15 protein-coding genes are annotated in these 16,086 nt (G+C 70.9%); 9 read left to right on the top strand and 6 right to left on the bottom strand.

The features are described from left to right. Nucleotides 1-89: 89 nt before the first annotated feature. The gene (locus AB0389_RS35880) at nucleotides 90-977 is read right to left on the bottom strand and encodes a hypothetical protein (protein ID WP_366399764.1); all 888 of its coding nucleotides are present in this window, start codon (nucleotides 975-977) and stop codon (nucleotides 90-92) included. Between AB0389_RS35880 and AB0389_RS35875 the strand changes: the two genes are divergently transcribed. Further along, nucleotides 976-1,098 (top strand): hypothetical protein, encoded by a 123-nt coding sequence (locus tag AB0389_RS35875; RefSeq protein ID WP_366399763.1) that lies wholly within the window; start codon nucleotides 976-978, stop codon nucleotides 1,096-1,098. The genes AB0389_RS35880 and AB0389_RS35875 overlap by 2 nt on opposite strands. An 11-nt stretch (nucleotides 1,099-1,109) precedes the next feature. Here AB0389_RS35875 and AB0389_RS35870 read toward each other — a convergent pair whose 3' ends face one another. Together AB0389_RS35870 and AB0389_RS35865 are read right to left on the bottom strand one after the other, a co-directional pair. Then, the gene (locus tag AB0389_RS35870) at nucleotides 1,110-3,389 is read right to left on the bottom strand and encodes a family 16 glycoside hydrolase (RefSeq protein WP_366399762.1); all 2,280 of its coding nucleotides are present in this window, start codon (nucleotides 3,387-3,389) and stop codon (nucleotides 1,110-1,112) included. An 8-nt stretch (nucleotides 3,390-3,397) separates the two neighbouring features. Then, complete coding sequence (locus AB0389_RS35865) at nucleotides 3,398-5,884, bottom strand: ThuA domain-containing protein (RefSeq protein ID WP_366399761.1); 2,487 nt, start codon at nucleotides 5,882-5,884, stop codon at nucleotides 3,398-3,400. A gap of 235 nt (nucleotides 5,885-6,119) precedes the next feature. On the opposite strand from AB0389_RS35865, the gene AB0389_RS35860 reads away from it, so the two are divergent. Both AB0389_RS35860 and AB0389_RS35855 read left to right on the top strand, forming a co-directional pair. Continuing rightward, complete coding sequence (locus AB0389_RS35860; RefSeq protein ID WP_366399766.1) at nucleotides 6,120-7,238, top strand: multicopper oxidase domain-containing protein; 1,119 nt, start codon at nucleotides 6,120-6,122, stop codon at nucleotides 7,236-7,238. A 95-nt stretch (nucleotides 7,239-7,333) separates the two neighbouring features. Then, nucleotides 7,334-7,696, top strand: a complete 363-nt coding sequence (locus AB0389_RS35855; RefSeq protein WP_366399765.1) for a cupin domain-containing protein — start codon at nucleotides 7,334-7,336, stop codon at nucleotides 7,694-7,696. Nucleotides 7,697-7,737: 41 nt separating this feature from the next. Here the strand turns inward: AB0389_RS35855 and AB0389_RS35850 are convergent, their stop codons facing one another. Further along, entirely contained in the window at nucleotides 7,738-8,418 is a 681-nt protein-coding gene (locus AB0389_RS35850; protein ID WP_366399760.1) for an endonuclease V, read from the bottom strand. A 54-nt stretch (nucleotides 8,419-8,472) separates the two neighbouring features. Between AB0389_RS35850 and AB0389_RS35845 the strand changes: the two genes are divergently transcribed. The 6 genes from AB0389_RS35845 (at nucleotide 8,473) to AB0389_RS35820 (ending at nucleotide 14,310) form a co-directional block, all read left to right on the top strand. Continuing rightward, nucleotides 8,473-8,769 (top strand): YciI family protein, encoded by a 297-nt coding sequence (locus AB0389_RS35845; RefSeq protein WP_366399759.1) that lies wholly within the window; start codon nucleotides 8,473-8,475, stop codon nucleotides 8,767-8,769. Nucleotides 8,770-8,901: 132 nt separating this feature from the next. Then, nucleotides 8,902-9,318, top strand: a complete 417-nt coding sequence (locus tag AB0389_RS35840; protein ID WP_366399758.1) for an SsgA family sporulation/cell division regulator — start codon at nucleotides 8,902-8,904, stop codon at nucleotides 9,316-9,318. Nucleotides 9,319-9,615: 297 nt separating this feature from the next. After that, nucleotides 9,616-11,247 (top strand): ABC-F family ATP-binding cassette domain-containing protein, encoded by a 1,632-nt coding sequence (locus AB0389_RS35835; RefSeq protein WP_366399757.1) that lies wholly within the window; start codon nucleotides 9,616-9,618, stop codon nucleotides 11,245-11,247. A gap of 111 nt (nucleotides 11,248-11,358) precedes the next feature. Beyond that, nucleotides 11,359-12,135, top strand: a complete 777-nt coding sequence (ddaH, locus tag AB0389_RS35830; RefSeq protein ID WP_366399756.1) for a dimethylargininase — start codon at nucleotides 11,359-11,361, stop codon at nucleotides 12,133-12,135. A 116-nt stretch (nucleotides 12,136-12,251) separates the two neighbouring features. Continuing rightward, nucleotides 12,252-13,229 (top strand): acyl-ACP desaturase, encoded by a 978-nt coding sequence (locus AB0389_RS35825; RefSeq protein WP_366399755.1) that lies wholly within the window; start codon nucleotides 12,252-12,254, stop codon nucleotides 13,227-13,229. A 145-nt stretch (nucleotides 13,230-13,374) separates the two neighbouring features. Continuing rightward, complete coding sequence (locus AB0389_RS35820) at nucleotides 13,375-14,310, top strand: chitosanase (protein WP_366399754.1); 936 nt, start codon at nucleotides 13,375-13,377, stop codon at nucleotides 14,308-14,310. Between the two features lie 16 nt (nucleotides 14,311-14,326). On the opposite strand, the gene AB0389_RS35815 is transcribed toward AB0389_RS35820, so the two are convergent. Further along, nucleotides 14,327-14,593 carry a WhiB family transcriptional regulator gene (locus AB0389_RS35815; protein WP_366399753.1) on the bottom strand — a complete coding sequence of 89 codons (267 nt, stop codon included), beginning with the start codon at nucleotides 14,591-14,593 and terminating at the stop codon, nucleotides 14,327-14,329. 195 nt (nucleotides 14,594-14,788) lie between these two features. After that, on the bottom strand, nucleotides 14,789-15,988 hold the full coding sequence (locus AB0389_RS35810) for a saccharopine dehydrogenase NADP-binding domain-containing protein (protein ID WP_366399752.1): 1,200 nt from the start codon (nucleotides 15,986-15,988) through the stop codon (nucleotides 14,789-14,791). Nucleotides 15,989-16,086: the final 98 nt, after the last annotated feature.

Genomic DNA, 16,086 nt, shown 5'->3' with positions numbered 1-16,086 from the left:
CCTCGTAGCGGAGCTACTAGGGCATTTCGGCAACGCCGCGAGCGTGCGTGCCACGCCCCGCGAGCCCAGATCACAACCCCACACAGGCCCTAGTAGTGTTCTCCGCGGCGCGGATGCACCTCGACCCCGATGCCGGGCACCCACAGTTCGCCGTTGTCACCGGCGCTGATGTCCCAGGCGGTCACTTCGGCCGGGCACGTGGTGCCGCGGGCGCGTAGATCGGCGATGATCACGCGCGTGAGTACGGCGGCGGCCGTCGGGTCGGTCTCCGGCAGTCTGATGTTCCACCTGCGGTGCTCGTCCACGTCCTGCCAGCCCCGAGCGCGCATCTCCGCCGCGCGCTCGGGCGTCTGCTCGTGGTCGCGGTCCTCGATGAGGACGTGGAACTCGGCGTTCGTGTCCGACGGGTTGAAGGACACGATCATGGTGCGTCCCCGGTCCCGTGACGCCCAGAGCTTGAGGCCCACCCAGTCGCCGGGGGCCTGCACCGGTATGTGCTCCGCCCAGGAGGCGAGGAGCCCGGTCAGCCGCTCCTCGGCCGCCGCCCAGCTGCTCGACGCCGAGTGTCCGTTGAAGGTCCAGCCGGCGTCATGGCCGGGGCCTTTGCGGTCCAACTGCCAGGTGTAGGGCAGGCGGCCCGAGTCGAAGCTCCAGAACTCGTCCCGGCCGAACGACTCCGTGCGGTGTGCGGACAGTGTCGTCGCGCTGTGGTCCCCGGACAGCAGCAGCGTCCGCTCGCGGTTGCTCCACCGCACACTGGGTCCGTGCGTGGTGCCGCCCAGCAGTGTGGGCTCGCCGATGCGCGCCACTACGGCCTCGTAGACCGGCCGCAGGGCCTCACGGCGTTCGACCGGGCCGCTTCCCTCCGCATGGGTCAGGATCGTGAACGGCCGGTCCAGCTCGGCATCGTCGTGGTTGAGGAGATTTTCCGCGCGATCCGCCGCGTCCTGGCGGACCACCCCCGTGGTGTGTGTCATGACGACCATCATGGCAGCCGCCCGGATCGCGCACGCCGTCGCGCACATCACGTTCACGGCCGCGACGGGCTCCGCCCCGCCGGATCTCATCGATCCCACCGGCGGGGCGGAGTCCTTCTGAGGAGGTGGTTCTTACAGCTCCTTGATGCGGATGTTGCGGTACGAGATGACGTCCGTCGTGCCGTGGACCTGGAGGCCGACATAGCCGGTGGCGTAGCGCCGGCCGTCCGTGCCCGGGTCGCCGGCGCGGGCCGGGTAGAAGTCCTGGCCGCCGAAGTTGTCGAACTCGTTGATCAGGACGCCGTTGCGCAGTACCTCGTAGTGCTGGTCGACCACGCGGATCTCGTAGTCGTTCCAGGTGCCCTTCGGCGTGACTCCGGCGCTGCCGAGGCCGACGCGGTCGAAGCCGTAGATCGAGCCGGTCTTGTACAGGTCGCCGTCCGGCCGGTCGAGGATCTGGATCTCATGGCCGTAGTTGATGGCGACCCACTCGGGCCGGGACTCCTCCGGGTGGTTGTGGACGTACGGGAAGCGGACGAAGACACCGGCGTTGGCGTTGCCGTTGCCCGGGGCGTCGTCGCGGAACTGGAGCTTCAGCGAGAAGTCCCCGTACTTGCGCTGCGGGAACCAGAGCATGCCCATGCCGTCGACCGTGCTGCTGCTGGTGATCGCGCCGTCGGCGGAGAGGGCGAACCGGCCGCCGCCGACCTGCTCCCACTTGGCCAGGGACGCGGCCGAGCCGTCGAAGAGATCGCGGTAGCCCTCGGTCTGGCCCGGGGTGCCGATCCGGGATTCCCGGGCCGCTTCGGCGATCTTCGTCTGCTCGCGCTCGTCGATCACGTTGTCGGTGAGCAGCTTGTCGAGCACCGCGTCGACGTGCTTCAGGAAGAGGGCCTGGGAGGTCCACTCCCGCTCGTCCTCGATCAACTCGTTGATGGTGCAGCGGTTACGGGTCAGCCGGTTGGGCACGCCCGTGTCGACCGTACCGACGAAGACCGTCAACCGCTCGTCGAACTCGGGGCAGTTGGGGGCCGGGACGCCGCCGCTCTGGGCGATCGTGAACGACACCTGCTGGGCCGGTGAGGTGTTGCCCGCCTTGTCCGTCGCCCGGTAGGCGAGGGTGTGGTAGCCGACCCGGTCGACGATCACCGGCGCGGTGTAGGCGAGATACGGTCCCGCGTCGAGGGAGTACTCGATCCGGTCCACGCCCGACTCGGTGTCGGTCGCGGTGAGCGTCACCCGGGCGCTGGTGAGGTACGCGCCGTTGGCGTTCTTGTCGCCGGTCACCACGGCGCCGGTCACCGGCGGTGTGGTGTCCTTCACCGGCGGGGCCACCACGGTGAAGGAGACGGATCTCTCCGCCGCCATGTTGCCCGCCCGGTCCGTGGCGCGGTAGCGGACGGTGTGCGCGCCGAGCTCGTGGACCATCACCGGCGCGGTGTACGGCTGCCAGGCGCCGGCGGAACCGAGCGCGTACTCAATGGTGTTCACGCCCGAGCCGGTGTCCGACGCGGTGACGGTGACCGTGGCCATCGACAGATAGTTCCCCGCGCCGTCCCGCTCGCCGCTCACCGTCGCCGAGGTCTCCGGCGGTGTGGTGTCGTCGGTGGGCGGGGCCACTACGGTGAAGTCGACGGACTTGACGGCGGAAGTGTTCCCCGCCACGTCGGTCGAGCGGTAGCGGACGGTGTGTTCGCCGACCTGGTCGACCACGACGGGGTTGATGTACGGCTGCCAGGGCCCGTCGGCCCCGAGCGCGTACTCGGTCGTCGCCACACCGGAGCCGGCGTCGGTCGCCGACACGGTCACCGTCGCGGACCCGACGTACGCGCCGTCGGCGTTCCGCTGCCCCGTGACCGCGGCCGAGGTCTCCGGCGCGGTGGTGTCTTCGCCGCCGCCCGCCTCGGTCACGGTGAGGACGCCCGTCATCTGCCCGTGGCCCGGGATGACGCAGTGGTAGCGGTAGGTGCCCGGGGTCAGATTGACCTCGGTGGTGTACTTGCCGCCGTTGCTGTCACCGGGGTTGGCCAGGATGTTCAACTGGACGTCGTTGTTGTACTCCGGATCGGACACATCGAAGGTCAGTGTGTGCGGCATCCCGAGGGTGTTCCCGGTGGCCACGCTGTTCTCGAAGACGATCGTCGCCGGACCGGCCTCGGCCGTGGTGGGGAAGGTGAGGTAGTGGTCGATGGAGTCGCCCGCGGTCCAGGTGAGCACCTGCGCGGCGGCCACCCGGTCGCCCTTGCCGGCACCGGCACCGCCACCGGCGCCCGCCGACCCGGCCGTACCGTCGCCGGTACGGCCGTACGCCGCCGTCGAGGTCAGCCCAAGCAGCAGCACCAGCGCGCCCACCAGCGCCGTCCACAGGCGTACGGCCCGGTGGCGGCCATGGCGCCGGTACGGATCCCTCACGCGCTGTCTCACTGTGCCGCCTTTCTGACCAGGTCCTTGGCCGCCGGGGTCGGCGCGCCGCCCTTGTACGTCACGCGCCACAGCGCGGACTGCGAGTCGGAGGTGAAGAAGCCGCGCCCGTAGTCGAGGACGTAGAGCGAGCCGTCCGGGGCGAACTTCCAGTCCATCAGATTGCGGATGCCGCCCTGACCGACCGGGATGATCTTTTTCAGCGAGTCGGCGGAGGTGGGCAGGCCGCCCTTCTCCATGTTCTTCGGGTCCATCAGCACCGCGTGGCGCGGATTGTCCGCGTCGTAGAAGTCACCGATGAACCACTTGCCGTCCCAGTACTCGGGCCACTTGTCGGCGCTGTTGCTGTTCGGGTCGTAGCGGTACAGCGGGCCGTCCATGGCCGCCTGGCCGCCGCCCTTGAGCCACGGCAGCAGGAACGTGCCCTGGCCGGCCTGGTAGCTGGGGACGCCGTTCGCGTCGCGGGGGAAGTCGGGGCCGCCGCCCTGGGGCGAGTACCAGATGTTGGTGGGGGTGACCGGCGGCAGATTCACCAGACCGTTGTTGTTCGGGGACTCGTTCTTCGGCGCGGCGCAGTTGTACCAGCCGAGCGGCTTGGTGGGATCGGGCAGATTGCGGTCCCGGTAGGGCTGGTTGTTGCCCATGCAGAACGGCCAGCCGAAGTTCCCCGGCTTGGTGATCACCGCGAACGACTCGTACTTCGCCGGGCCCCACGTGGTGGAAGGGGCGCCCGCGTCGGGGCCGACCCAGCCCGCGTACAGGGTGTCGGTCTGCTTGTCGATCGAGATGCGGGACGGGTTGCGTACGCCCATGACGTAGATCTCGCCGCGGGTCTTGCCGCCGCCCTCGGCCTGCTCCTTGCCCGTGAAGAGGTTGCCCTCGGGCAGGGTGGCGGTGCCGTCCTGCTCCGGGTGGATGCGCAGGATCTTGCCGTTGAGGTTGTTGGTGTTGCCCGAGGTGCGGCGCGCGTCGGCGAACGAGACGCCCTTGTAGGCCGGTACCGGGTTGTTGCCGGAGTAACCGTCGCTGAACTGCGACGAGTTGTTGTCACCGGTCGCGATGTACAGGTTGCCCTTCGAGTCGAAGGCCATGCCGCCGCCGGAGTGGCAGCAACTGTGCACCTGTACGGGCCACTTCAGCAGGACCTTCTCGGAGGTGAGGTCCAGCCGGTTGGTCGTGCGGTTCAGGGTGAAGCGGGAGACGCGCCGTTCGGCGATCCGTTTGTCGCGGTCGAGCCCGGTGTGCGGTGTGTAGTGCAGGTACACCCAGCCGTTGGAGGCGAAGGCGGGGTCCAGCTCGATCCCGAGCAACCCCTCCTCGACCTTGACCAGTTCGTCGCCGCCGCCCTTGTTGCCGAAGACCGTCAGGGAGCCGGCGAGCGTCACCGCCCTCGTCTTCGGGTCGTAGACATGGATCTGGCCGAGCCCCTTGCCGACGTCCGGGTCGTTCCAGTCGGTGATCACCGGGGCGCTGTTGTCGCCGCCGCCGCGGCCGATGTACAGCACCCGGCCGTCGGGCGCGGTCACCAGGCCGTGCGGTTCGCCGATCTGGTCCTGCTGTCCCGGCTGGTTGGGCTGGGTGACGCGCTCCGCCTTGTAGTTGGAGTTGATCGTCGCCTTGCAGTCGGCGGCGGAGACCCGGGTGGTCCACTGGAGGGCGCCGCGCAGATGGGCGCGGAAGTCGGTCTCCGCGTACGCGTCGGCCGTACCGCCCATGGCGGTGTAGAAGGACCGGCCGCCGTCGTAGTCACGGCACCAGGAGACGGGGTGGTCGACCCCGTTGGCGCCGGTGCCGGGCTTGTACGTGGTCTCCCTGACCCGGGCGACGGTGTGCACGGAACCGGTGGGGTTGCTCGCCCAGTTGAACCACTTGTCGGGCCGCTTCCACTCCTGCGGAAGGCTCTTGGTGGCCGGATGAACGCGGTCGCCGACCTCGACCGTCGCTCGCTGGACGGTGCTGGGGGCGCCGGTCGGCCTGGCGCCGATCAGCCCGGTGAACCAGTCGGAGTACGGCTCGGTACGGGCGGCCTCGTGGATGCCGAGGAAGCCGCCGCCGGCCTTCACGTAGGACTCCAGACCCGCTTCCTGCGCCGGGTCGAGCACATCGCCGCCGCCGGTCAGGAAGACGATCGCGTTGTAGCCGCTGAGCTTGGTCGCGTTCGTGAAGACCGCGCCGTTGGCCGTGGCCTCCGTCGTGAACCGTCCGGCGAGCGGACCGGTCAGCCCGATCGACTCGATGGCCTCGATCCCGGCGTCGACGACCGGCGACTCCTCGGTGGCCGAGGCGTGGAAGACCAGGACCTTGACGTTCTCGCCGCCGGGCGGCGACGCGATGGACAACGTTGTCGAAGCCGCGTTCCGGTACGGATCCGCGGTGGCGGCGGTGCCGCCGAGCAGGGACGCCGCCATGGTGCCGGCCACCAGGGCCGCGGCTGTCGCCCGTCTGGACCGAGGCGATCCCGACCGGTGATGTGGTGTGCGCTGCATGTGTTCACCCACCCCTCTCTGGCCAAAGAAACGATTGGTTCGGAGCACAGTGGTGCGGAGCAACAGCGCTTGAAGCTAGACCTCTTTCGCCAGCTCGCCAATAGATACGACCGGAATCCCCTGAACTTTGTCCTGAGTGTGGAAAAACGAGGGCCCCTGGACTACGGTGTCGCCGTCCCCGGGGGCCTGTGCACCCCGTCAACCTCCATACGGAACTGGGGAGTTCGGCATGGCGATGGACAGGCGGAGCTTCAACCGGCGACTGCTGGCGGGCGGCGCGGTGGCCGCGGCCGGGGCTGGGGCCGGTGTGACATCGTTGTCGCTCGCCTCGGCCGCGGCCCCCGCGGCGGACCCGGCGAACGCGTCAGATGTGGCGAACGCGGCGGACGCGGTGAACGTGGCGGACGCGGTGAACGTGGCGGACACCCCGCCGAGGACCGCCCCGGCGGGCGGCCAGACCCGCCGGCTCACCATGTTCGCCGAGACGCTGCCGAACGGGCAGATGGGGTACGGCTTCGAACGCGGCAAGGCGTCCGTACCCGGCCCGCTGATCGAGCTGAACGAGGGCGACACCGTCCACATCGAGTTCGAGAACACCACGAGCGTGCCCGTCAGCCTCCATGTCCACGGCGTCGACTACGACATCGCCAACGACGGCACCCGGATGAGCGGCAGCCATGTCGACCCCGGCGCCACCCGCACCTACACCTGGCGCACCCACGCCCCCGGCTTCCGCGCCGACGGCACCTGGCAGCCGGGCAGCGCGGGCTACTGGCACTACCACGACCACGTCGTCGGCACGGACCACGGCACGGGCGGGATCCGCAAGGGGCTCTATGGGGGACTCGTCGTGCGCAGGAAGGGTGACATCCTGCCGGACAAGCAGTTCACGATCGTCTTCAACGACATGACGATCAACAACAAACCCGCCGCGGAGAGCCCGGACTTCGAGGCGACGGTGGGGGACCGGGTGGAGATCGTCATGATCACGCACGGCGAGTTCTACCACACGTTCCATATGCACGGTCACCGCTGGGCCGACAACCGTACGGGCCTGCTCACCGGCCCCGACGACCCCAGCCGGGTGATCGACAACAAGATCACGGGACCGGCCGACTCCTTCGGCTTCCAGATCATCGCGGGCGAACGCGGCGGCGCGGGCGCCTGGATGTACCACTGCCATGTCCAGAGCCACTCCGACATGGGCATGGCCGGCCTCTTCCTGGTCGCCCGGCCGGACGGCACCGTCCCTGGCTACGAGCCGCACCACATGGGCGCGGCGGGTGCGGCGGGTGCGGCGAGTGCGTCGGGCGCGGCGGCCGACCACGCGGAGGGGCATCACCCCTCGGGCTGAGCCTCCCGTCGCGGCGTACGCTGGGGAGTGGGTCCAGGGCAGGTCGCACTCCAGCCGGGAGGCTGATCACGATGACGCGCCTCATGTCCAGAGAAATGATGTGCGTGAATTTCGACGAGCCTGACGAGAGCCGTCCGTTCGAGGGCGGCATGGGCCGGCTCGACGTCATCAACACGGAGAACGGCCCGGTCGGCCGGGCGGTATTCGAGCCGGGCTGGCGATGGTCCCAGCACGTCAAGCCCCTTGCCGGCACGGACAGTTGTGAAGCCGCCCATGCCGGCTACATCGTCAGCGGCCGGATCAGGATCGTCATGGACGACGGCGACGCGGCGGAGGCGGGCCCCGGCGACTTCCTCTCCGTGGCACCCGGCCACGACGCCTGGGTGCTCGGCGACGAGCCGTGCGTGGTGGTCGACTGGGTCGGTTACGGGGAGTACGCGAAGCCGGCCGGTTCCTGAAAAGACCTGAACAGGTCGCGGGCGCGTTACCCCGAAGAGGATTACGCCGTCGCCTCGCGCAGCGCCCGGCGGCAGAGCGCGTCCGCGCGCCGGGTGGACTCGGGCAGCCGGTAGTCGCGGGCCAGGCGCAGCGTGTGCGCGCAGGCGGTCGCCAGATCGACGCGGTGGCCGACAGAGACGAAGACCGGCTTCACCCCCGCCTGCGTACGCAGCGCGCGGCCGACCTCCTCGCCGTCGTCGGCGACCAGCGGCGAGGAGTCGCCGCGCCGCGGGCCCGGCGGCTCGTACGAGAAGGTGAACGGGTTCTTCGCGACGCCGAGCACCGGCAGCCCGGTGACGACGCCGAGGTGCGCGGCGAGCCCGAAGCGGCGCGGATGGGCGAGGCCGTAGCCGTCGCAGACCACCAGGCCGGGATCCGACGTCAGCCCCGCGAGGGCGGCCAGGACCGTCGGGATCTCCCGGAAGGCCAGCAGACCGGGAACGTACGGGAAGGCCACCCGCCCCACGGCGGTGGCCTCCTCGACCACCGCGAGCGTCGCCGCGTCCAGCACGACGGCCGCCGCCGCGACCACGTCGCGCTCGTCGTCGTACGCCACATCGACGCCGGTCACCAGGCCCGTACCGGGCGGCGGACCCGGCTCGTCGCGGATGACCAGACCCCGCAGCTCGTCCTGGACGGCGCGGGCCTCGGCCTCGTCGGCGGGCGTTCTGATCATTGCCATGATGATCACAGCGTAGCCAGAGGGATGTGCCGGGCAGGGCCTAGGCTGGCGATCATGTTCGTACTGGAATTGACCTATACCGAGCCCATCGAGCGCGTCGAGGCCCTGCTCGACGACCACGTGGCCTGGCTGGACGCCGGATACGCGGACGGTGTCTTCCTCGCCTCCGGCCGGAAGAACCCCCGCGACGGCGGCGTGATCCTGGCGGTCGGCGACGATCGCGCCGAGGTGGAGCGGCTGACGGCGGGCGATCCGTTCGTGACCGGCGGCGTGTGCGTGTACCGGATCACCGAGTTCACCGCGACGAAGACCGCCCCCGGGCTGGCCCCGTACCGCGAGGCGCCGCGGTAGGTCCGACGGTGACACAGGTCACTCCCTTTTCGCGCACGTATTGGGCCCGTCCACCGTCTTTCCCTGTGGGAAACCGCGATCGATACCTGGTCCGACGGCGTCGGGCCCTCGTGCGACGAAGGGGAGCAGGACATGTCACCCGTCATCGAGCAGGCTGTGCACGCCAGACTCGTTTCGTCCGCGCCTCGGATGGAAATCGTGCCCGCGACGCTCCACTACGACCAGGACGACCCCTTCGCCGTACGGATGGCCTTCCCGCCGCCCGCGACGCTGGAGGGCACCGAGGTGACCTGGGAGTTCTCCCGCGAGCTGCTGGCCACCGGCATGACCGAGGCCGCCGGAGTGGGCGATGTGCGGGTGCGGCCGTTCGGTTACGGGCGCACGGTCCTGGAGTTCCACGCACCCGAGGGGACCGCGATGGTGCATCTGCGCACCACGGAGCTGCGGCGCTTCCTGGAGCGGGTGCACGGGCTCGTCCCGGCCGGCCGCGAGTACCTCTACCTCAATCTCGACCACGACCTGACCGAACTGCTCCGCGACGCCCGCTGACCCACCACCCCCGCTGACCCGCCACGCCACACCCGCCACACCGAAAACGCGTTGACGACCCCCGTCACCCTTCCTACGGTGGGTGATGTCCTGTTGTCGTCGATCGGAGTAGGACGTTGCGCATCTGAGGTCCTGAGACACCGCGCCGCACAGTCCCGCCGTATCCGGCCGCGCTGTGTGTACGGGTGTGACCTCGGCTGCCCAGCCGTCCCCTCCTCGACCGGGATCCCCTCTTCCCCTCGCGGTGTCTCCATACGTTGCCCACCACCCCCGCGACGACCGGAGAGACACCCTCCCATGCCCACCACCCCCGCCCGGCTCACCTGCACAGGACTGTCCTTCGCCCGGCCCGACGGGACCGTGGTCCTCGACGGCCTCCAGTTCGCCGTCGGCCCCGGCAGAACCGGGCTCATCGGACTCAACGGATCCGGTAAATCAACCCTGTTGAAACTGCTCGCCGGTGAAATCGCCCCGGCCGCCGGCCGGATCGACGTCACGGGCGAGATCGGATATCTCCCGCAGAACGTGGTGCTCGACACCGCGCTGCGGGTGGACGAAGCCCTCGGTATCGCCGCGACCCGGGCCGCCCTCCACGCCATCGAGGCCGGTGACCCGGGGGAGGAGCACTTCGCGGCCGTCGGCGACGAATGGGACGTCGAGGAACGGGCCACCGCCACCCTCGACCAGCTCGGCCTGGGCCGGACCGGCCTCGACCGGACCATCGGCGAGCTGTCGGGCGGCGAGTGCGTCCTGCTCCGGCTGGCCGCGCTGCTGCTGGCCCGCCCCGGCGTCCTCCTGCTCGACGAGCCGACCAACAACCTCGATCTGCCCGCCCGGCGGCGGCTCCACCGCGCCGTCGACTCCTGGCCCGGCGTGCTGATCGTGGTCAGCCACGATCGGGAGCTGCTGGAGCGCGTCGACCGGATCGCCGAACTGCGGGACGGCGAGGTGCGCTGGTACGGCGGCAACCACTCCGCTTACGAGCAGGCGCTCGACCGGGAGCAGACGGCGGCCGAGCGCGCGGTGCGTGCCGCGGAGGCCGATGTCCAGCGCCAGAAACGCGAACTGGCCGAAGCCCGGACGGCGTTGGCCCGGCGCAAGCGCTACGGCCAGAAGATGCACGACAGCAAGCGCGAGCCGAGGATCGTGATGAACGCGCGCAAGCGGTCCGCCCAGGAGTCCGCGGGCCGGCACCGCGCCACCCACATCGAGCGGCTCGACCGGGCGAAGGAGCGCCTGGACGAGGCGGTGGAGGCGGTACGGGACGACGACGAGGTCCGCATCGAGCTGCCGCACACGAAGGTCCACCCGGGCCGGAGCGTGCTGACCCTGCGCGAACTGCGGCTGCGGTACGGCGCCGAGGTGCGCGGCGAGTACGCGATCCACGGCCCGGAGCGGATCGCGCTGGTCGGGCGCAACGGCGCGGGCAAGACCACCCTGCTGCGCACGATCGCCGGGGAGCTGCCACCGGTCGCCGGTGAGGCGCTGGCCCATGTGCCGCTGCGCTTCCTGCCGCAGCGGCTCGATGTCCTCGACGACGGGCTGAGCGTCGTGGAGAACATGGCGCGTTTCGCCCCCTCGGCCACCCACCGCACCGTCCGGGCCCAGCTCGCCCGCTTCCTCTTCCGGGGCGCGCGGGCGGATCAGCAGGCCGGCACCCTGTCGGGCGGCGAACGCTTCCGGGCCTCCCTGGCGGCCCTGCTGCTCGCCGAACCGGCGCCGCGGCTGCTGATGCTCGACGAGCCGACCAACAGCCTCGACCTGGCGAGCGTGCGCCGGCTCACCGCCGCGCTGGAGTCGTACGAGGGCGCGCTGATCGTGGCGAGCCACGACGTGCCGTTCCTGGAGTCCCTCGGCCCGACCCGCTGGCTGCTCCTCGACGGGGAGCTGCGCGACACCACCGCCGAGGAGGTACGGGGGACCGGGTGACGGGCGGCGGGTCATGATGGGCGCGCCGGTCCGACCCCGGCCGCCCATCGACCCGTACCCGCACCCGTACCCGTACCCGTACCCGCACACCCGCCGACCTGGAGGTCCGCCGTGTCCCGCGTGAAGGCCCTGATCCGCCGCCCCGGCCCGCGACTCGCCGAAGGGCTGGTCACGCACATCTCGCGCACCGCCGTCGACACCGGCCTCGCGCTCCGGCAGTGGGAGGCGTACGCGCGGACGCTGCGCGCCCACGGCTGGGAGACCGTCGAGGTGCCGGCGGCCGACGACTGCCCGGACGCGGTGTTCGTGGAGGACACCGTCGTGATGTTCCGGAACGTCGCCCTGATCGCCCGGCCCGGCGCCCCCTCCCGGCGCCCGGAGACGGCCGCCGTCGAGGCGGAACTCGTCGCGCTCGGCTGCTCCGTCAACCGGGTGCGGGAGCCGGGCACGCTGGACGGCGGCGATGTGCTCAAGGCCGGCGACACCGTGTACGTCGGCAGGGGCGGCCGGACGAACGCGGACGGAGTGCGGCAGCTGCGCGCCGCGTTCGAGCCGCTCGGGGCGCGCGTGGTGGCCGTACCCGTACAGCGGGTGCTGCACCTCAAGTCCGCGGTGACCGCGCTGCCCGATGCCACGGTCATCGGGTACGGGCCGCTGGTGGACACCCCGTCGCTCTTCCCGCGCTTTCTGCCCGTGCCGGAGGAGTCCGGGGGCCATGTGGTCCTGCTGGGCGAGGGAAAACTCCTGCTCGCGGCGAGCGCGCCCCGGACGGCCGAGCTGCTCGCGGATCTCGGACACACCCCGGTCCCGGTCGATATCAGCGAGTTCGAGAAGCTCGAAGGGTGCGTGACCTGCCTCTCCGTACGCGTACGCGACCTGCGTACATAACGGAGCGCAACGACCTTTCCGCCGTCCGGGCTTGGCCTCCGGCTTACTGCGGCCTTAACCTACGGTGTCGTAACCTACGAACCCGTAGGTACACCTCCCGTCCCCCTGGAGCACCCGTGTCGATCACCTCTCCCCACCTCGGCAGTTCGTCGGACGCCTGGACAGACGCCCGGCTGCTGTTCGCCCTGGAAGAGGTGGTGGAAAAGGAGCTGAACCGCCATCTCAAGGTGGCGAAGGACTGGATGCCGCACGAGTACGTCCCCTGGTCCGACGGCCGGAACTTCCCCGGGTTCTACGAGGACGGCGAGGCGTGGGAGCGCGGGCAGTCGAAGGTCACGGAGGTGGGCCGGATCGCGCTGGTGGTCAATCTGCTCACCGAGGACAACCTCCCCAGCTACCACCACGAGATCGCCTCGCTCTTCGGCCGGAACGGCGCCTGGGGCACCTGGGTGCACCGCTGGACCGCCGAGGAGGGCCGGCACGGCATCGTGATGCGCGACTACCTGCTCACCTCGCGCGCCGTCGACCCGGACCAGCTGGAGCAGTTCCGGATGGCGCACATGGCGGAGGGCTACGAGTCGGACAACGCGCACTCGATGCTGCACTCCGTCGCGTACGTCGCCTTCCAGGAGCTGGCGACCCGCGTCTCGCACCGCAACACCGGGCACCAGTCGGGCGACCCGGTCTGCGACCGGATGCTGGCGCGGATCTCCACCGACGAGAACCTGCACATGGTCTTCTACCGGAACCTGCTGGCCGCCGCCTTCGAGCTCGCCCCGGACCTGACGATGCAGTCCGTCCGTGACGTGGTCGTGGACTTCCGGATGCCGGGGCACGGCATGCCGGGCTTCGAGCGGGCCGCCGCGCAGATGGCCATTGGCGAGATCTACAACCTGCGGATCCACCACGACGACGTGATCCAGCCGGTACTGCGCTACCTGAAGGTCATGGACATAAGCGGTCTCGGCCCCGAGGGTCTCAAGGCGCAGGAGGAACTGGGCCTCTACATGGGCGGCCTGAACAGCGAGGCGAGCAAGTTCGACGAGAAGCTCGCCGCCCGCAAGGCGCGGATGGCGGCCCGCGCGGCCGGCTGACCGCCGCGCCGGACATATCTGACGCACCGTCAAGATTCCTTCGCCGTAACGGAATCCATCCCGTCCCCCGTACCCCCGGACCGCTCACCGGTGGTACGGGGGACGGGCTTTCGGCTGCCGGGCCCGGCCCCCTACCCTGGGCCGGATGAAGCCCGTCACCCGTCTCTTCCTCATCGGTGCCCCCGTGCTCATCGCCGCCGCCGTACTCTTCGGCGGCGGTGGCGGTTCCGAGGTGCTCGCCGACCATCCGCCGGAGCACCCCGGCCGCAGTGACGCTCCCGAGAAGGCGGACGGCAAGGCGGACGACAAGGCGGACGGCAAGGCGGACGACGAGGCGGAGCGCCGGCTCGACGCGCTTCCGCCGGGGCTGGCCGATCCGGAGATGAAGGAGATCGCGGCGAAGATCATGGCGAGCGCCGACCACTCCACGCTCGACTGGCGCGGACAGTACGGCGCCATCGAGGATCTCGGCGACGGCAACGGCTACACGGCCGGGATCATCGGCTTCTGCTCCGGCACCGCCGACATGCTCGACCTCGTCACGTCGTACACCAGGAGCCACCCGGACAACCCGCTCGCGCGCTACCTGCCCGCGCTGCGCGCGGTCGACGGCACCGACTCGCACGAGGGCCTCGACCCGGGCTTCCCGGCGGCCTGGGCGAAGGCCGCCGAATCCCCGGAGTTCCGCGCGGCGCAGGACCGTACCCGCGACCGGCTCTACTTCGAACCGGCCGTACGGCTCGCCAAGCTGGACGGCCTCGGCACCCTGGGGCAGTTCATCTACTACGACGCGATGGTCCTGCACGGTTCCGGCACCGACGCACGGGGGTTCCACGGCATCCGGAAGGCCGCGAGGGAGCGGGCGGACACCGTGGCCGACGGCGGTGACGAGAAGACGTATCTGAACGCCTTCCTGGACGTCGGCCGACAGGTGATGAAGACGAAGTCCGTCGTGTCCCAGCGGGACTCGTCGCGGATCGACACCGCTCAGCGGGTGTTCCTGAGGGACGGCAACATGGCGCTGGAACCCCCGCTGACCTGGCAGATGTACGGGGACACCTTCCGCATCCCCGCCCGCTGAGCGGGGAGCGGGCCGCTCAGCCTCCGGCGCGCCGGAGGCGGTGGCGCTCCTTCTCGGAGAGGCCGCCCCACACGCCGAAGCGCTCGTCGTGGGTGAGGGCGTACTGGAGGCAGGCGACCCGGCCCTCGCAGGCGCCGCAGAGGCGCTTCGCCTCGCGGGTGGAGGAGCCGGGCTCGGGGAAGAAGAACTCGGGGCCGGTCTGGGCGCACAACGCACTCTCCTGCCAGGAGAGTTCCTTCTTCGCGCGGTCGGTCGTGGTGCTGGTGGTGATGTTCATCGGCATACCGGACAGCGTGCCCTGCCGCGATAAACGCATGATTGATGAACCGTCAATGCCCCTACATCGGCAAGTCGGTTCTGCGGTAGGGCCGTTCGGCCCGATTCGCTGCGGTCACAGTAGCGTCGCGGTGCGTGACGGCGAAAGGGTACGACGGTACGGCGCGCCGCGCCCGCGTGACGCCCGTCCTCCGCCGCCCGCTCAGTCGAGGGACCTGCTGTCGGCGACCCGGAACACCGTCCCCGCCGCCCGCAGCCGCTCCCGCAGCGCGCCGCCCATCGCCACCGCCGTGGTGACCTGCCCCGCGGTGCCGGGCAGTTCGTCGAAGGCGAGGCAGAGCGCCGACTCGGCCAGCGACTTGGCCGACTCGTCGTAGCCCGGATCGCCGCCCGCGACCTCGGTGAACACCCGCCGCCCGCCGCCCGTGCCGACGAAGCGCACCGAGAACCGGCTCGCCCCTCTGCGCGCGGCGTCCGGGCCCGTACCCGGCGCGTACCGCCCCAGCAGCGCCCTTCTGGCCGGGGGCAGTTGGGCCGCCGCGAGCAGTCCGCCGGCGAGCACCGGGGCGGTCAGCGCGGCCGGCAGGGACCGCAGCGACGCGTAGTGCCGGTAGCCGAAGTCCGGGCCGTAGCGGGGCAGCGCGGCGGCGGAGCGCGCCACGACCCAGGGGTCGGGGGCGGGCAGCGGCAGGACCCAGGTCCCGGTCTCCCGGCTGAAGCGCGGCGCGCCGAACGAGGCCCCGGCCCGCCGGCCCGCCGGCCTCGGCTCGTACAGCCGCCGCTCCCGCGCCGCCGCCAGCAGCTGCCGGCCGCGGCTCATGGCGGTCACGGTGGCGGCCAGGGTCCCGCCGGAGAAGGCGGCGTTGGCCCGGACGAAGCCGTCCACCCGGAGCGGGACGCCCTCGGGCAGCCGCTCGACGGTGAACTGCACGCCCAGGTCGGCCGGTACGGAGTCGAAGCCGCAGCCGTGCACCAGCCGCGCGCCGGTCTCCCGGGCGCGTACGTCGTGACGCAGATACATCCGGTCCGTGAACTCCGCCTCGCCGCACAGATCGGCGTAGTCCGTTCCCGCCTCCGCGCAGGCCGCGACCAGCCCTTCGCCGTACCAGAGATACGGACCGACGGTGGAGACGATCACCCGCGCGGACTCCGCGAGCGCCCGCAGCGAGTCCGGGTCGCGCACATCGGCGCGCAGCACGGGCAGGACGGCGCAGCGCGGATCGATCGCGGTGAGCCGCTCGCGCAGCCGCTCAAGACGGGCGTGGTCGCGCCCCGCCACGGCCCACCGGCAGCCCTCCGGCGCATGGGCGGCGAGATACTCCGCGGTGAGCGCTCCGGTGAAGCCCGTCGCACCGAAGAGCACGATGTCGTACGGGCGTTCCGCCCCGTTCCTGCTGGCCATGGGCCCTCCACCATCGGTACGGCGACGTTGCCGAGCCGAAGGCTAACGCTTCGCCGCGCCGGCCACGGCGCAGGCTCGACAGCGGCCAGGGGGCGGCT

Source organism: Streptomyces sp. NPDC093109 (assembly GCF_040701725.1).
Classification (GTDB): domain Bacteria; phylum Actinomycetota; class Actinomycetes; order Streptomycetales; family Streptomycetaceae; genus Streptomyces.
The sequence above is the reverse complement of the archived record's forward strand: the minus strand, read 5'-3'. Positions and strand labels throughout refer to the sequence as shown.

Bases quoted from the DNA above. Each gene is read 5' to 3' on its own strand.
- AB0389_RS35875 (WP_366399763.1), top strand. From the start codon at position 976: ATGACGACCATCATGGCAGCCGCCCGGATCGCGCACGCCGTCGCGCAC.
- AB0389_RS35835 (WP_366399757.1), top strand. From the start codon at position 9,616: ATGCCCACCACCCCCGCCCGGCTCACCTGCACAGGACTGTCCTTCGCC.
- AB0389_RS35815 (WP_366399753.1), bottom strand. From the start codon at position 14,593: ATGCCGATGAACATCACCACCAGCACCACGACCGACCGCGCGAAGAAG.
- AB0389_RS35840 (WP_366399758.1), top strand. From the start codon at position 8,902: ATGTCACCCGTCATCGAGCAGGCTGTGCACGCCAGACTCGTTTCGTCC.
- AB0389_RS35860 (WP_366399766.1), top strand. From the start codon at position 6,120: ATGGACAGGCGGAGCTTCAACCGGCGACTGCTGGCGGGCGGCGCGGTG.
- AB0389_RS35845 (WP_366399759.1), top strand. From the start codon at position 8,473: ATGTTCGTACTGGAATTGACCTATACCGAGCCCATCGAGCGCGTCGAG.
- AB0389_RS35810 (WP_366399752.1), bottom strand. From the start codon at position 15,988: ATGGCCAGCAGGAACGGGGCGGAACGCCCGTACGACATCGTGCTCTTC.
- AB0389_RS35855 (WP_366399765.1), top strand. From the start codon at position 7,334: ATGATGTGCGTGAATTTCGACGAGCCTGACGAGAGCCGTCCGTTCGAG.
- AB0389_RS35820 (WP_366399754.1), top strand. From the start codon at position 13,375: ATGAAGCCCGTCACCCGTCTCTTCCTCATCGGTGCCCCCGTGCTCATC.
- AB0389_RS35865 (WP_366399761.1), bottom strand. From the start codon at position 5,884: ATGCAGCGCACACCACATCACCGGTCGGGATCGCCTCGGTCCAGACGG.
- AB0389_RS35880 (WP_366399764.1), bottom strand. From the start codon at position 977: ATGACACACACCACGGGGGTGGTCCGCCAGGACGCGGCGGATCGCGCG.
- AB0389_RS35850 (WP_366399760.1), bottom strand. From the start codon at position 8,418: ATGGCAATGATCAGAACGCCCGCCGACGAGGCCGAGGCCCGCGCCGTC.